Source organism: Bradyrhizobium sp. LB8.2 (assembly GCF_040548035.1).
In the GTDB taxonomy this organism is placed as follows: Bacteria; Pseudomonadota; Alphaproteobacteria; order Rhizobiales; family Xanthobacteraceae; genus Bradyrhizobium.
On record NZ_JBEPQV010000001.1, the window covers coordinates 250,312 to 265,438 of the forward strand.

At 54.1% G+C, this 15,127-nt stretch carries 11 protein-coding genes; 9 read left to right on the forward strand and 2 right to left on the reverse strand.

The features are described 5' to 3' along the window. Positions 1-141: 141 nt before the first annotated feature. Positions 142-291, reverse strand: coding sequence for a hypothetical protein (locus ABIB06_RS01170; protein ID WP_354068575.1), 150 nt, complete (start codon positions 289-291; stop codon positions 142-144). Between the two features lie 428 nt (positions 292-719). Between ABIB06_RS01170 and ABIB06_RS01175 the strand changes: the two genes are divergently transcribed. From ABIB06_RS01175 to ABIB06_RS01205, 7 genes are all read left to right on the forward strand, one after another. Continuing rightward, positions 720-1,298: a hypothetical protein gene (locus tag ABIB06_RS01175; RefSeq protein ID WP_354068573.1), complete on the forward strand. Its 579-nt coding sequence runs from the start codon at positions 720-722 to the stop codon at positions 1,296-1,298. A gap of 61 nt (positions 1,299-1,359) precedes the next feature. Then, entirely contained in the window at positions 1,360-2,820 is a 1,461-nt protein-coding gene (locus tag ABIB06_RS01180; protein ID WP_354068571.1) for an O-antigen ligase family protein, read from the forward strand. Between the two features lie 166 nt (positions 2,821-2,986). After that, entirely contained in the window at positions 2,987-5,308 is a 2,322-nt protein-coding gene (locus tag ABIB06_RS01185; protein ID WP_354068569.1) for a polysaccharide biosynthesis tyrosine autokinase, read from the forward strand. A 56-nt stretch (positions 5,309-5,364) separates the two neighbouring features. Beyond that, positions 5,365-6,033 (forward strand): hypothetical protein, encoded by a 669-nt coding sequence (locus tag ABIB06_RS01190; protein WP_354068567.1) that lies wholly within the window; start codon positions 5,365-5,367, stop codon positions 6,031-6,033. A 115-nt stretch (positions 6,034-6,148) separates the two neighbouring features. Beyond that, the gene (locus tag ABIB06_RS01195; protein WP_354068565.1) at positions 6,149-6,943 is read left to right on the forward strand and encodes a WecB/TagA/CpsF family glycosyltransferase; all 795 of its coding nucleotides are present in this window, start codon (positions 6,149-6,151) and stop codon (positions 6,941-6,943) included. A gap of 52 nt (positions 6,944-6,995) precedes the next feature. After that, positions 6,996-7,955 carry an acyltransferase family protein gene (locus tag ABIB06_RS01200; protein WP_354068563.1) on the forward strand — a complete coding sequence of 320 codons (960 nt, stop codon included), beginning with the start codon at positions 6,996-6,998 and terminating at the stop codon, positions 7,953-7,955. Between the two features lie 22 nt (positions 7,956-7,977). Further along, positions 7,978-9,219 (forward strand): glycosyltransferase family 4 protein, encoded by a 1,242-nt coding sequence (locus tag ABIB06_RS01205; protein WP_354068561.1) that lies wholly within the window; start codon positions 7,978-7,980, stop codon positions 9,217-9,219. Between the two features lie 939 nt (positions 9,220-10,158). Here ABIB06_RS01205 and ABIB06_RS01215 read toward each other — a convergent pair. Further along, positions 10,159-11,133, reverse strand: coding sequence for a GDP-L-fucose synthase family protein (locus tag ABIB06_RS01215; RefSeq protein ID WP_354068559.1), 975 nt, complete (start codon positions 11,131-11,133; stop codon positions 10,159-10,161). 1,013 nt (positions 11,134-12,146) lie between these two features. Between ABIB06_RS01215 and ABIB06_RS01220 the strand changes: the two genes are divergently transcribed. Both ABIB06_RS01220 and ABIB06_RS01225 read left to right on the forward strand, forming a co-directional pair. Continuing rightward, on the forward strand, positions 12,147-12,479 hold the full coding sequence (locus ABIB06_RS01220; protein WP_354068557.1) for a hypothetical protein: 333 nt from the start codon (positions 12,147-12,149) through the stop codon (positions 12,477-12,479). A gap of 206 nt (positions 12,480-12,685) precedes the next feature. After that, positions 12,686-14,185: an undecaprenyl-phosphate glucose phosphotransferase gene (locus ABIB06_RS01225; protein ID WP_354068555.1), complete on the forward strand. Its 1,500-nt coding sequence runs from the start codon at positions 12,686-12,688 to the stop codon at positions 14,183-14,185. Positions 14,186-15,127: the final 942 nt, after the last annotated feature.

Below are 15,127 nucleotides of genomic sequence, written 5' to 3' on the forward strand. Positions count from 1 at the left end.
ACGCAAGAACGACGGTGCGCATTTGGCCTCCCAGCATGGACTGATTCAGGAGTCGTTGATCGTGGAGCTTGCCCGCTACCTTTATCCTGTTCTTCGTGCTGGCCGGCGCCGCTGTTTCCGTTCGGCTCGACCAATGATCTGTCAATCGCGTTCTGGTGCCTGTGCCTCAGGATCGCGGTAATCTTCGCAAGGACGCGCGATCTGCGCTGACCGCGCCTGTGGCTGCTCGCTGGCATCGGCGTGATCGTTGCCGCTCACGCCCTCGAACTGGATGAGCAGGTCTCCGGTCATTCGTGCTTGCGCCGTTCCAGCTGATCTGGAGGCAGACGTCGGATCTCCTTGGCTTAGCACTCGGTGGCCGCTCGCCAATTCCCTCGCCATCGCAAGCCGAGGGCTCGCGCTAGCCTTTCGCTACCGCCCGTGGGTGTTGGCCGCTTGGCAGGCTATCCCGTTCCATTCGTTATCATTTTTGTCGTGAATCTAGTCGTGCTCGGCGGACAAAAAAAGCTACAGTAAGACCGGCACGTTCTGAAGGAACGACATGCGGGAATTCGATTGGGGCAGCTACATATTAACAATCTTATCGGATTCGATGGACAGCTTGTTATCGTTTGGATAAGGATTGGGTACTGCATCTTTCAACGATGGTTGGTTAAAAAATGATTTGGGGCGGCTCATTTCGGAGGGGCTCTATGCGCGCAATAAGGCCTGCGCTGGGGATGTTCTACGCTGCGGCTTTGGCCGCCTCGGTCGTCGCTACAGCCAATGCTGCGATTTACCCCGCGAACCGGCAGCTTTCGGCTCAACTGATCTCTGATTTCAAGGCCTCGCCGGCTGCGCTTTTGCAGCAATTTTCCTCGGGCGGCGCACAGTTGATTTCCCGGGTTCGCGATCTTGGTGCCTCCGATCCAACCACAGTGCCGGTCCTGATTGCGCTCGTAAAAGATGCGGCCACTACAAGGGACCAAATGCGCGCGATCGTGGCTGGGCTAGCGCAGCTTGCGCGTATGGCGGCGCAGCAAGATCAAGCATTCGCCAATGAAATTCAGAGTGCGATCGCGGGCACGGCAAATCCAGATGTGATCGCAGCGTATCAGGCTGCAACAGGCGACGTGACGATCGCCGCGACGGGCGGCGGCGGCACCGGTAGCGGCGGAGCAACCGGAAATGCTGGTCTTGCGTCAGGAGGGGCGAATGGTGGTGGAGTCCCAGCGGGCGGACTTCGCTTTCCGAATTCGGGATCAAGCACGACGACGGGATCAGTCGGCAGCGCGGCGACCAGTGTGAGCGATCGTTGACTCGCGTACCCGAAAAATTCCAAGGGGCACTCTGAGATCGGTTAAGCGACAGCGGATTGCTATGCCTTTTTCAGTGCGCGCGGGCTTGCGTCACGAAATGGACTATGTGCGATCTGCGTCAAGCCGGATCACGCGAGAAAGCAGCGGCGTCTGGAGCGATCGGGCGGCGGCTGCAATTTTATATGTTTCGCTCGCGGCGCCACCCTTTTTGTTCGGTTCTCGCGAGCCAACCACAGTAGCCTTCTGGTGTGTCTTGCTAAGTTGCGGGGGCATCCTTGCTTCGCCCCGCCATCTGCGCCGCCCCCATCTCGGTGTATTAATTGGCATTTGTTTTGTATGTGTTTGTTTTCTGTTTGTCTTGCACGAACAACTGGCTGAACGTCCGTGGATCGCGTCCTATCATCCGATCTGGGCTAAGGCGTCTCAAGCCCTGGGCCGGCCGATCAAGCCTTTCGTTTCCATTGTTCGTGAAGAACCATACTTTTCGTTGGGAGTGCCCTTTGCCAACATTGCTGCGCTGCTGTTGGGTCTGGTACTTGGTGTTGACCTTCGACGTTCTCGGGCTGGGCTTCGTGTTATGGCTTGGGCCGGAGCCGCCTATGCTGCCTACGGCATCTTCGCTCTTGTTTTTGAGCCCACTGTGGTTCTTTGGCGGGAGAAGACTGCCTACGTCGGCAGTCTCACCTCTACATTCATTAACCGCAATACTGCCGCTACGTACTTCGGCTCGTGCAGCGTGGTCTGGCTGGGATTATTGCTTGAGAGCGTTCGGCGCCATCTTCCAAGGGGGGAAATTCGCTGGCTCCAAGTGCCGAGCCAGCTCCTTTCTAATTCGTCAAAGATCCTTTTGATCCGCTTGGCGATGTTGTCGCTCTGCATCACGGCAATGTTTATGACGGGTTCGCGAGGCGGGGTATTGATCTCGATGTCTCTCCTCCTTGTTACGTTTACGATCTATTTCCGTGGAGATCTGCCACGTGGCAAATCTCTGGTAGTTGTCGCACCGATAATTGGTCTCATCGTTTTGGCGCTTCTAGCGATCGTGGGAGGCAGTGTTACGAGCCGAATCGAGCTCTATGGCCTTTGGGACACAGCCAGAATTGCCGCCTGGCGGTCGACATTGGAAATTATCACGGACAATATCTGGTTCGGTACCGGTCTTGGCACTTTTGAGTGGGCTTTCCCCGCCTATCGCTCAAGCGATGTCTCAATGTGGGGGGTCTGGGATGCTGCGCATTCGACACCCCTTGAAATGGCGGCAGAGCTCGGCCTCCCGCTGACAATGGTCATCAGCCTCGCTTGGATTGGCGGTCTCGTCATTTTAGTGCGCGGACTGTGGGGGAGTCGTCGACGCTCGTTAGTCCCACTAATATCGCTCTCCGTTTCGCTGATTGCTCTTTTGCATTCTATGTTTGATTTTTCATTGCAGGTCGCCGGGTTCTCCATTGTCGTGTTTGCTCTCCTGGGTATCGGCATATCACAAGCTTTGCAGAGGGATGAGCTTTCGAAAGGCGTCAAATGACGGTGGTCTGACCGTCGCCGTTTGTCGGAAACGATCTAAATTCCTTGGATCCTTAGCTCGTTAAGCAAGTGCAAGTTTGGCTGTGCTGGGCGGCCCCACCTAGCTTTGATCGTCGCTCTGACCATGTTAAGAAGCCGCTGAAAACCCTTTGGAAAAGCTAAAAATCATGAACGCGCCCGTTTCCTTGCGCAAGCAAGATCAAGATTATTATTCTGATCCGCCGGGACAAAACGATTTTTTCTCCTTTTCAGAAATTATGGAAAATCTCTGGAGAATAGCTCGTCGGCAGTACTTGGTCTTTTTATTCATCATCCCCTTTTCGCTTATCCTAAGTTTCGCTTACCTCATCACCGCGCCTGCGAAATATGCTTCTCATGCGATGTTACTAATCGATTCGAGTAAGGTCAGAATTTTGCAGCAGCAAAGCCAGTCTCCAATGGGAGATGTGCCGATCGACACAGCCCAGGTGGAGACGCAGGTTGAAATCCTTAAGTCAGAAAATATGGGGTTATCAGTACTCAGGGAAGGCAAGCTGATCAATGATCCGGAATTTTCCGGCGCCGGTCGCGGCCTTCTAGCGCCCCTATTTAGCTGGCGCTCTTCGTCGGAGCGATCGGAAGATAAGCTTTCGCGCGAGGCGTTAGCCACATTTCTGGCGAGGCGCACAATATCGCGAGTCGGTCGAACATATGTGTTAGATATCGGCTACACTTCGCTCGATCCAAACAGGGCTGCACTTGTGGCCAATGCAATCGCCGATGCATACATCGTTGATCAGCTAGATGCGAAGTATCAAGCAACGCGTCGCGCAAGTGGGTGGTTGCAGGATCGCATTCGTGAGCTGCGAGCGCAAGTGTCGACAGCGGATCGGGCAGTTCTCGACTACAAAGAGAGCAACAATATCGTCGACGTTGGTGCAGCGGGCGCCTCTACGGGAGCGAGGTTGTTGGGAGAACAGCAGCTTGGCGAACTCAATTCTCAAGTTGGCACCGCGCGTGCTGCAACAGCCGAAGCCAAAGCTCGCCTTGAGCGCATTCAGGACATGTTGAGGCAAGAAGTACCCGATGCCGCGGTAGCGGATTCTCTTCGCAACGAAGTAATCACCAAGCTACGTACACAATATCTGGAAATGGCAAATCGCGAGGCGGTTTGGTCGTTGCGCTACGGTCGGGATCATCTTGCTGCTGTCAATCTGCGAACTCAGATGCAGGAGATCAGACGATCGATAGTTGATGAGCTTAGGCGCATTGGCGAGAGCTATATGAGTGATTATAAGATTGCAAAAGCTCGAGAAGAAGCTGTCGAGAAGGATCTGGTTCGGTTAGTCGCAGATTCGCAAAGCACAAATCGCGACAGACTTGGATTGCGCGACCTCGAGAGTACTGCTCAAGTATACCACAACATCTACGACAATTTTCTTCAGCGATACATGGAGGCACTTCAGCAGCAGTCATTTCCGATCACGGAAGCACGCGTCATTAGCGCCGCCGCTCCACCATCGCAGAAAAGCAGTCCTGTGCCAGCAATGGTAGTCAGCATTGCTGGCACGATTGGCTTGCTACTCAGCTTTGCTGTCGCGGCCGTACGAGAAGCGACAGACAGGGTATTCAGGACGGCCCGTCAAGTCGAAGGTACTTTGAACCTAAGTTGCTTAGCTGTTTTGCCGCTTCTCGCGGAAGACGACACAGATAAGTCTGTCGACCATCGTGAGGGCCGCCGAATGCGAAAGGAAATCGACCTCGGTCAACGCCAGGCGCTAATCGAGCGCTGGTCTGTTCGTCACGTGATTGATGATCCTTTATCGCCTTTTGCAGAGGCGTTGCGTTCGATCAAGGTGGCGGTGGATATCAGCGGTAGAATTCAAGCAACAAAGGTGATTGGGATAACTTCGACTTTGCCGAAGGAAGGCAAATCCACCGTTTCATCGAACTTCGCGCAGTTGATCGCGCATGCAGGTAAGTCGGTGGTGCTCGTCGATGGAGATCTGCGCAACCCTACTTTGACCCGTTCACTGTCGCCGGAAGCGGTTTCTGGCGTTCTCCAAGTGCTCGATGGAAGCGTGTCGATTGAGAGCGCGATGCATCATGATGAACAAACGAGTCTGAGTTTTTTGCCCGCCGTTATCAATTCGCGCATTGTGCATAGTAACGAAGTCCTATCATCCGCGGCATTTGGCAAACTTATCGAAAGACTTAGGGGTATGTACGAGTACGTCATAATCGACTTTCCCCCGCTTGCCCCGGTTGTAGATGTCCGCGCTGCCTCTGGCGTAGTCGACTATTTTCTCTTCGTCGTAGAATGGGGCCAAACTCGCACCAGCTTGGTTCAGCATCAGTTGCAATCAGCGCCTGAGATTAAGGAAAAGACGCTGGGAGTCGTATTGAATAAAGTAAATGCTAACGTGCTTTCCCGCTACGAAAGCTACTATGAAAAGAGTTACTATGGGGCAGACTATGGAGCTGCATCAGTACGTAGCATGAGCGGTTAGAAGTGATCTGCTGGGTCTGGAGAATCGCAACCATCGTTATTGGACTGTGCGGAATAATGTGGGCGACAGATGTTGTTCCTTACTTCGAGGCGGACAGTTCGATCAGACAGTTCTCCGGAGTGATTAAGCGCGGGGAGCGACCGAGTTCAAACGCATCTGAGATTGCTGATGTGATACACCGGCTAGAAGAGCGCAGACCAACACTCTACCATGAGCTTACCGTCCTTCAAACATGGTTGGTGGAGAACAAAGGTAGTGTCGGAGACGAAGCAGCCGAGCTTTATCGGAGTGCGTCCGAGGCGATGGATTTTCTACCGACAGATGCCTTCCTTTGGCTGGTGATCGCATACATTGGCCCGAAGCATGGCTTATCGCCGGGCGGGGTGTCAGCATGCCTCGCGTTCTCCTACGAGCTGGCTCCAAATGAGGGGTGGCTCGCTTCCATGAGAAATCCGATCTTCCTGGATCGCGCGCAGGATCTTGAACCCGCAGTGCAAGAGGCGCTGTTTTTCGAGTTCGTGGCGCTAGTGCGATCAGGATTGTATGATGCGGCTGTGACGACGCTTCAGCGGTCATCACCTTCGGCCCGATCAAACTTGATCGGAAGATTGTCTGAGTTGTCGCAGGACCGCAAATCAGACTTCGCGAGGATTTTGAGAGAAAGGAATGTGGATGACATAAGAATCCCAGGTATCGAGCTTTCGCCTCGTCGACGTTGGGAATGATCAGCCGCGCGCGGATCTGCTTGAGCGGAAGCTTGCTTTTTAGTTTCTTCAGATGATCGAAGCCCCCTTTTTGCGATCGTTCTAATAACTTCGAATCAATGACTCAGAAGGCATTATGCAAACGAAAATTGGTCGAGTTAGCGTGCTCGGCGTTCCCGTAAGCTTGGTGAATTTGACGCGAGCGAGCGAACAAATAATGATGTGGGCGGAGGACCGTCTGAATGCTTACTCTGTGTTTGTACGGGACGTGCCCAGTCTCATGCAGGCTGTAAAGCAGACGGAGCTTTTTGACCTCCATAGGGATGCTGATCTCATTGTTGCGGATGGGACGCCGTTAGTCTGGGTCGCACAGGTGAAGGGTTTCAGAGATAGCATCGGCCGGGTGCCCGGTGCTGATCTCGTGGATGCGGTATGCCGGCTTTCGTTGTCGACTGGACAAAGCCACTTCTTCTACGGTGGTAAGCCAGGCGTTGCTCAACGAATGGCTGAAACTCTTAGTCAAAGATATCCAGGGCTGCGAGTCGCGGGCATCTATAGTCCCCCGATGCTAAATATCGGGCCCGATTTTGATGTCTTGGAACTCTGTCGAGAGGACATGGAAGTAATCCGCGCGAGCAATGCCGGCATAGTTTGGGTCGGCATATCAAGTCCTAAGCAAGAGTATTGGATAGCAAAGGCTGCGCACGCAGTTGGCCGCGGGGTATTTATCGGTGTTGGAGCTGCGTTCGATTTTCACTCCGGCGACATTCAGAGGGCGCCGGCTTGGATGCGAAACAATGGCCTTGAGTGGCTCTATAGGCTAATCAGGGAGCCGCGCCGACTTTGGCGTAGATATTTAATACTTGCCCCGATGTTCGTGCTTAGGGTTACCGCGGAATTACTTTTGCGCTCCTCGCGGCGCATTGGATAGTTTGCCTGCGTCGGTGATGACATGGAATGTCACCGACATGGAGCTTCAATTTATGATCGCCATCGATGCAATTAAAGCCTTTGCTATTCTCCTGGTTACGCAGTCGCATCTAAAACCGTTCTATCCCATTCGCGAGCTCGCTACGGGAGGCCTTCTCGGGAATTGCCTCTTCTTTTTCGCGTCGAGCTATATCATCGGGCTTGGATTGATTGGTCGTCCTGAACATTTCGGCGCATGGTACGTCAGAAGAATCGCGCGCATCTACGTTCCGCTATGGACCGTAATGATTGTTCTCGTCGCTTTCCGTCTCGTAACTGTGGAGACTGTTTGGGAGGCGATATCCGCCTTTCTGTTCCCCGGCATGTATTGGTTTTTGCCTTCTATCGCTGTGCTATATGTTCCCTGCTACGTATTGATCCGTTATGGCACGGAGCGCGCACTGCTCGTTTCCGCAATTGCGACGACCTTAGCCTATGCGGTTACCTATCTTGCAGTGGTCGATTTCGATAGATGGAGCGCTGAGGATCATGTTGTACTCAAAACGTTCTTTTACTTTGGAATAATGATAGTAGGAATTTACTTGGCGAAGTTTGACCCGCCGAAGTCTACCAGGCTGGGTCTCCGGAGCCTTTTTGGTTTAACCGTCGCGTACTTTCTATTTTTGGCGGTCCTGAGAGCTTCAGGCCTTTATGCTCTTCAAGCGGGAGCTAACGTGCTTGCTTGCCTCTGGGTGATCGCTGTTTACAACACGCTTCGAGATTCTAAGGTTGAGGCGGTGATCAAGAAATATCTTGCGTCGCCGGTGAAGATCCTTAGCAAGCTCACGCTACATATTTACCTGGTACAAGTCCCTCTTATTGCGAGTTTCGGGTTAGAGGGGGTGGCCTTCCCCTTTAACATTCTGGTTTTCGTTTTGATCTTATTCGGTGCGGCAAGCGTCTTGTATCGGGCGACTTCATTCTTCTCGGCCAAGCTTCCCCTAGCCCGGCGCGACGTTACAAGCGCATTGTAGACAGTCTTAAGGGCGGCAGGAAATGGCTCGCACAACCAGCACCAAGCCAGCGCTACTTCTATCGGCATTTGCCTGCGATCCAATGACGGGTTCTGAACCCTACGTCGGCTGGAATTGGGCAAAGATGCTTTCGCGAGAGTTTGATGTTCACGTATTGACGCGACGCTACAGTAAGGCACTCATCGGGAATGATCGCTTAGCTGAGAATGTCACATTTCACTACTTCGATCTCCCCCTAACAGTTCAGCGAAATCACCACTGGAGATTCATTAAGCTCTACTATTTGCTGTGGCAGATCTTTGTTCTTCCGCGCGTTTTATTTCTTCATTGGCAGAATCGTTTCAAAATCATTCAGCATGTCACATACAACAACATCGATGTGCCAGGATTTCTCTGGTTATGTCCATTTACGTCATTTGTGTGGGGACCCGTGGGAGGCGGACAAGTTGCACCTCCTTCCTTGCAGGCGGTTTATGGTTCTTCGTGGTGGAAAGAGCGCCTGCGAAGTGTGCTGAAGCAGGCCGCACGCTACAATCCCGCGGTCGTCTTGGCTATTTGGAGAGCGCGCCTAGTCTTCTTTGCTAACGAAGAAACGGCAAATAGAATCAAGATAGATTCCCGAAAGTCAATGTTTTTGCTGGAAACAGCCATTGATGACGAGCCTCAAGCGCCGATGGCTTGCAAGAAGAAAAACAGCGCAGAAATTCGGATCCTGTGGCTTAGTCACGTATTTAGAAGGAAAGGTTTGGGTTTGGCTATCGAGGCGTTCCGTATGGCCGCCGATCGGTGCGCTCCTCATGTGGTATTGAGGTTGGATATAGTTGGGGATGGTCCAGCCCTCGCAGAGGAACAGAGGAAAGCTGAAATGCTGCCCCGAGCCAATCAGATTCAGTTTCACGGCGGTATCCCTTATGCTCGGGTACAGGAGCATATGGCAAATGCCGATATTTTTCTTTTTACCAGCGTGCAAGATACATCAGGAAATGTCCTACTTGAAGCTATGCGCAATGCTTTGCCGATAGTTGCGTTGGACCATCAAGGAGCAAGGGCGATACTCTCAAAGAGAGGGGGAAAACTGGTGTCCATCGACACATACCGCAAAACGGTGGAATCTATCTCTCACGCCATCGTCGAGTTAGCTCTTGATGCTAATATGCGTGCCTTGATCGGGCGCGAAGCAAGAGATGAGGTATTAGAGAATCACACTTGGAGTTCAAAGCAAGCTCACGTTCTTAAGGCATACGCGCGAATTCTCGCGGGCTGATGAGTTGCTCCAGGCTGCCGTGAGATGGGGGGTATTGATCTGAGCCCCTCGCTTCATCAAAGCATATCGTTTGGCGGCGTTGAACGAGAGGCGGAGTGGCTCGTCCTCCCAGAAGCAGTGTGAAGCTCAAACAACGCTTGAAGATGTAGTTGAACGCCTTGACTAGGTCATGGCTGCGAGACAAATTGGCGAGCTCTTCGCGCATATAGACTCTGCGGGACTTCGACCAGGAGTCGGTTCAGCGTCTGTCACGCTTAACGCGCTTCGGGATTCTTGCCACTGATGGAGCGTTTGATGTCGAACAACCGCCCAAATTTACGCTCCGCCGCTTGTTTGTCAGGCAGATCTGCGTCATCGATGAAGCGAGCAAAGCGGTCCTAGGGCCGGCAGCAATGTTTTCGATTAATGCATCGCGGCGTCCATCGGTCAGCGCCGAAAGGGCTGCGGTCAGCGCTTCTCGTCAACCCGGCCCGTGATCGGCATCCGAGCTCCGGCCGCGAATTCGATCTCTATTCTATAATCGGTTCTGAAGAGCGTCGTCAACGATTGCCCGTTTGGCGATGAAGACTGCGCGAAACAGATTCATCATCCAGCCGCATGGCCCAGCCGCGCAGGCCATCAAACCTGCTTGCCTCAGAGAGCTTTGCGCGAGTTGGGTCTCAGTCGCCGGACGCAGGTTTCTCACGACCACCTCTTGCACGCGTTGCACATTGATCGCTTCCACGCCATACCTGCGTTGTCACAAAGCGCGGTCGGACACCACTGTAGGAGTCTAGAAGACGAGAAGAGGAGTATGGAACTCACGAGCACGGGAAGGCCTCTCTAGGACATCCTCTATTCTAAACCGCGTGCAACTGGCGCGAGAACGCAATTAGTTATGATGTCTGAAGCTACTATGTCGCCAGCAAATAGCCTGGCGATTTAGCGCAGATAACGAGCTCAGTTGGTTGCCGTGATCTCTAGGTGGCGCCCGCAGCCATTCCGAAAATCATTGTATGCGGCAGCCAATCCGGACAACAGCAAGGTATTCGGCCTCCAACCAAGAGCTCGAATCCGAGAACTGTCGAGCAGCTTTCGTGGGGTACCATCAGGTTTGGAGTTATCGAAAATTAACTTGCCTTCGTAACCCACAACGTCCGCTACAGCGGCTGCGAATTCAGCAATTGACAACTCCTCGCCACTGCCAACATTGATCGGAAGATCACTTGAATAGTTCTTCAGAAGGAAGACGCAGGCATCGGCAAAATCCTCGACGTTGAGAAATTCGCGAAGTGGCGTGCCAGTGCCCCATACGGAGACGCTCAAGGCATTAGCAATTTTCGCTTCGTGGAAGCGCCGGATCAGCGCAGCTGGTACGTGACTATGGTCCGGATGATAATTGTCGCCACGGCCGTAAAGATTTGTAGGCATGACAGAGATAAAATCATCACCATATTGCCGACGATAAGCTTGGCACATCTTAAGGCCAGCAATCTTGGCGATTGCGTACCACTCGTTGGTTGGTTCAAGTGGCCCAGTGAGTAGTTCGTTTTCGGCGATCGGCTGCTTGGCGTGCTTAGGATAGATGCAGGACGAGCCAAGGAACAGCAGGCGCTGCACGCCAACTGCGTGACTTGCGCGAATCAAGTTCAATTCAAGCGCGAGATTTTCGCAGAGAAAGTCGACCGGGAAATTGTTGTTGGCAGCGATACCGCCAACCTTTGCCGCGGCGTGAACGACGACCTGGGGACGATTGGTCTCCAGCCATTTCAGCGTGGGCTCTTCCTTTGTGAGGTCTAGCTCACGCCGATCGGCAACCAGCACTGTGCAATTTTCTGATGCAAGCCTGCGGACGACAGCTGATCCGACCATGCCCCGGTGACCCGCGACAAAGACACGTTTGCCCACGAGATCATAGGTTGAAACCCCTGTCATTGTATCCTCTATCAGCGTCCGTTTGGCCGGATCACCACTCCAGGAGATCCATTCACCGCCAGCTTACGCAATCACGCAGCTGATGCAGCCCACGCCAAGCTAGTAACACAATCTTCACCATGCGACAGCCTGTCCCGTCTGACATAGATACTTATGGTGAACCTGCGCTATGCGCGCAAAGAAGTAGCATTTTTGCGAAACGAAATAACCAAGGCAGCCGGCTCAGCCGTGCGGCTGCCTCAAATGATCTTCGCGAACGGGCGGCGGCCGCCCGATCAGTTGAACCTCAATACGCGCGACGCAGAACAGGTCCGGCTGGCGCGCAAACCCGATCCATGTACCAGCCATAGGGAGTCTCGACCCGCACCAGGGGGCAACGGCGAACCGGCACATAGCGGTATGGGTACGGCTGTGCCCAGAATGTAACTGGCGTCCTCTGGCTCTCACCAGTGAGCAGGGTCACAGGAGCCGGGCTCGGTATCGCCGCGCTAACTCCGCTCGCTGCGCCAAGCGAAACAGTTAGGGCCAAAGTGCTTGTTCGCATCCACGTCTTAACCATCCCGAAAAGCTCCTCCCTCCTGGCCGTGTGATCCCGGCTCGCGCCCCTCAGATCCCCTCCACCGGCGGCACAGATCCCAGAGTCGTTCCGCAACTCGCCTAAATAGCGAACCGAACTTTACCAGCGGTGCCGGCAGAAAAGCAACCGACGTCGCAGCTTCCGAGGGGCTTTAAAGGTCGATATCGCGCCAGTGTGGCATCTTGATCTGTTTTTCTCGATCAGGCACCTCGGCACGAGTTGAGTAAGGAAAGACATATCAGCGGAAATAGTGGCTAACGCCTAAGCTAGGCGCGTCATTGTCGCCAATTCGACCGCCGCCGGCAGTACCAGCGGGACTACTGTCGCAGCTCGAACCTAAGTAGACGGGTTCAATCGACCCGGCCAGAGCTGGTAAGAACGGGCGCGCTGCTTGCGTGGCCCTCATACGCGAATTGCCACCCTTGCCGAAGGACCCTTGGGTGAGCACGAGATTGGTGCGGATTCAGTCACGCGTGATATCGACTCGGCCAGGGACGTCGATCCTGTCGTCTTCGGGCTGGACGACGCTCAGCTCCACGAACGCTGGCCGGATCTGCTGATCGAACGCAGCGACGAGCGCGCTGCTGCCCTCAAAGTTTTGAAACCGTCGTGGTCGGGAAGGCGCAGCTGCGCCATTGTGACGAAAAAGCTTGCATCTCGGATCGCAGACCGGCCTCCCGACGAACTCGGCCAGCCGGAGCAACCCCAAACTGCCTACCGAGCGTCAGAAATTTGGACGGAGCTGCCAAAGCTTGTAAGCCGGCACTAGAGAGGCGCCACGAGCTCGCCAGTAAGGTCTGTGACCAGTCATCGCACCAACGGTAAAAAATTGATGTAGCAGGCAGGACGAGATAGGCTACAATGCAGGTTGTGGGATAAGGTTAATTTTTCCTTCGTCTTGTTTTTAACAGCGATTTTAGCCGATAGCAGACCCGCGTTCGGGATGATGAATTTTTCGTTGTCGGATTTTGCAGAATGACAGTTCTTCCTAGTCGGCCGGTGCCCGTCCCTGATCCTGCGCCAGAAATTCGCATAGTCGAGCAATCCGGAACGATCCCCAAGGGCTTTTCGTCAAACTGGCTGCGCCCATTGATTGTCGAACGGCTGATCGCTGTGGTCGATGTTGCGCTAATCTTGATGAGCGGGATTGGTTGCGCGGCGGGCTATCATATCGTCACTATCGGTACGCTTGGCAAGGCAGATGTCTATGCGGCGGCCAGCGCGCTGGTTGCAATCAACTTCGCACTTCTAACAACCTTGCAACAGGGCTACCGGCTGAAGGCCATCACCGACTTAGCCAGCACGATCCGGTTGACGCTGACGACATGGACCGGCCTATTCGGTGCGCTGCTGGCGTTTGCTTTCACATTGAAGGTCAGCGACGAGTTCTCTCGCGGCACCACGATCTCGTTCTATCTGATAGGAATCCTTATTTTGTTAGCCTGGAAAGCCGCCGCAGCGCGCTGGACCGCGCGGGCCTTGCGCGCCGGTGCGTTTGCCAATGGGCGGGCGGTCCTCATCGCAGAATTCGGCCTCGCCACCTCCTCCAAAGCAGTCGACGACCTCAGCCAGCATGGCTACCGCTTAATGCGAGTGATGGAGATCCCTAATAAGGCTCTGGCTTCGCCGCTGCTGCTTTCCTCGCTGGCGCCGCGCCTCGAGGAACTGATAGCTTTTGCGCGCCAGAACCGGATTGAGCACGTCTTTCTGCTGATGAACTGGAGCCGTCAGCATGCGATTGACAGCATTCTGGACGCGCTGAAGATTCTCCCCATCCCCGTGCATCTGGTGCCGGACGCCAACGCCGCGCGGTTCTTGCGCTATCCGCTCGTGAGTGCCGGCGGCACCTTTACCGCCGAGCTGCGCCGCTCGCCGCTGACCGTTCGCGAACGCGCGCTCAAGCGCGCGCTCGACCTTATCGGGGCGAGCCTTGCGCTCGTCGTATTCGTACCCGTTATGCTGATGGCTGCGATCCTAATCAAGCTAACGTCAAGGGGGCCGGTGTTCTTCTGCCAGACGCGCCACGGCTTCGGCGGGCGAGCGTTCAAGATCTTCAAGTTTCGTACCATGCGCGTGCTCGAGGACGGCCCGACGATCGTGCAGGCGCAGAAGAACGACCTGCGTGTCACGCCGATCGGCAAATGGCTGCGCAAAACGTCGATCGACGAGCTGCCGCAACTCCTCAACGTGCTCAAGGGCGAAATGTCGCTGGTGGGCCCACGCCCGCATGCTGTCGCCCACAACATCGAATATGAGCAGATCATAGGCAACTACGCCTTCCGCCACCATGCTAAACCTGGCATCACTGGTTGGGCCCAGGTAAACGGGCTTCGTGGAGAAACGAAGCAAGTGCAATATATGGAAAAACGGGTCGAGCTAGATTTATGGTACATTAATAACTGGAGCATTTGGCTGGATTTGAAAGTTATCGTTCTTACGATGCTCGTGGTTTTTCGACAGAGTGAGGCCTATTGACTGCACTTTCATTCACGTCCTTAGGGAAGCCGTTGCAAGCGATCTTCAACGTTGTGCGGTGGAATTGGCTTCGTCCTCCGTCGATCCGCTGTTTGACCTCAGCCAATATTATCTGGCCTCTTTTGGCCGCTGAGGAGGCTGGTGCCGAACGAGCGCAATACTGCAGTGAATACGCTCCGGCTTGGACTTCGGACTCCTTCTTGCCCTAAGTTCGATTCCAGCTTTGAGGTCGCTCGAAGCGTTGGATTGCCGAGTTGGACGGTGGTAGCAGGTGATCTTCCCCCAAGTTTCTATCCGCTTCTGAGTTCGCCCTTGCTGTTGGATTTGCCCTCCTAGGCGGTGGAAGGACGGGAGTTGGCGCGGAGCTTTCAGCATAACGCAGTGCTAGATCCGGTGAGGTGGCAGGTCATGGCGAACTCGGATGCTTCATCCGAGCTGCGAGCGTGGTCGTCTGTCGTTGTAATAAAGCCATGCGCAATGCCTTGCCAGTAGTCGCCCTCGATCATTAAATGAGCTACAGCAGTTCATTCAAAAGAAAGGTGGAAAGTTGGTTTCGATCGGTACATATCGGCAAACGGTCGCGTCCATCTCGCAAGCTCTCGTCAAGTTAGCTCTAGCTGCCAATAAGCGCGCTAAAATTGGCATGGTGCTGAGAAGAGGTGCTGACAAATCACACTTGGGACGCAAAGCAAACACGCAAGAGTCCTTTCGCTTTGAAAATTGGACCGCAAGCCCTCATGGGAAAACACTGATTGTGTTCCTAACGGCTAATCATCGGACGCTAGGAAATTAGAGGGGGGCTCAGGTCAAGGGATGTTGTTTGATTGTGGAGAATTCGGGCGGGATGTCTACTCTTCGCTTCAGTCACACGACCTAGGACGGATTCTTCGCGCCAAGTGCATCAATGTGATCTTTAGAGTGAACGGCTTGCTACTTGATTTC

Bases quoted from the DNA above. Each gene is read 5' to 3' on its own strand.
- ABIB06_RS01200 (WP_354068563.1), top strand. From the start codon at position 6,996: ATGATCGCCATCGATGCAATTAAAGCCTTTGCTATTCTCCTGGTTACG.
- ABIB06_RS01225 (WP_354068555.1), top strand. From the start codon at position 12,686: ATGACAGTTCTTCCTAGTCGGCCGGTGCCCGTCCCTGATCCTGCGCCA.
- ABIB06_RS01195 (WP_354068565.1), top strand. From the start codon at position 6,149: ATGCAAACGAAAATTGGTCGAGTTAGCGTGCTCGGCGTTCCCGTAAGC.
- ABIB06_RS01190 (WP_354068567.1), top strand. From the start codon at position 5,365: ATGTGGGCGACAGATGTTGTTCCTTACTTCGAGGCGGACAGTTCGATC.
- ABIB06_RS01175 (WP_354068573.1), top strand. From the start codon at position 720: ATGTTCTACGCTGCGGCTTTGGCCGCCTCGGTCGTCGCTACAGCCAAT.
- ABIB06_RS01205 (WP_354068561.1), top strand. From the start codon at position 7,978: ATGGCTCGCACAACCAGCACCAAGCCAGCGCTACTTCTATCGGCATTT.
- ABIB06_RS01180 (WP_354068571.1), top strand. From the start codon at position 1,360: ATGCCTTTTTCAGTGCGCGCGGGCTTGCGTCACGAAATGGACTATGTG.
- ABIB06_RS01170 (WP_354068575.1), bottom strand. From the start codon at position 291: ATGACCGGAGACCTGCTCATCCAGTTCGAGGGCGTGAGCGGCAACGAT.
- ABIB06_RS01215 (WP_354068559.1), bottom strand. From the start codon at position 11,133: ATGACAGGGGTTTCAACCTATGATCTCGTGGGCAAACGTGTCTTTGTC.
- ABIB06_RS01185 (WP_354068569.1), top strand. From the start codon at position 2,987: ATGAACGCGCCCGTTTCCTTGCGCAAGCAAGATCAAGATTATTATTCT.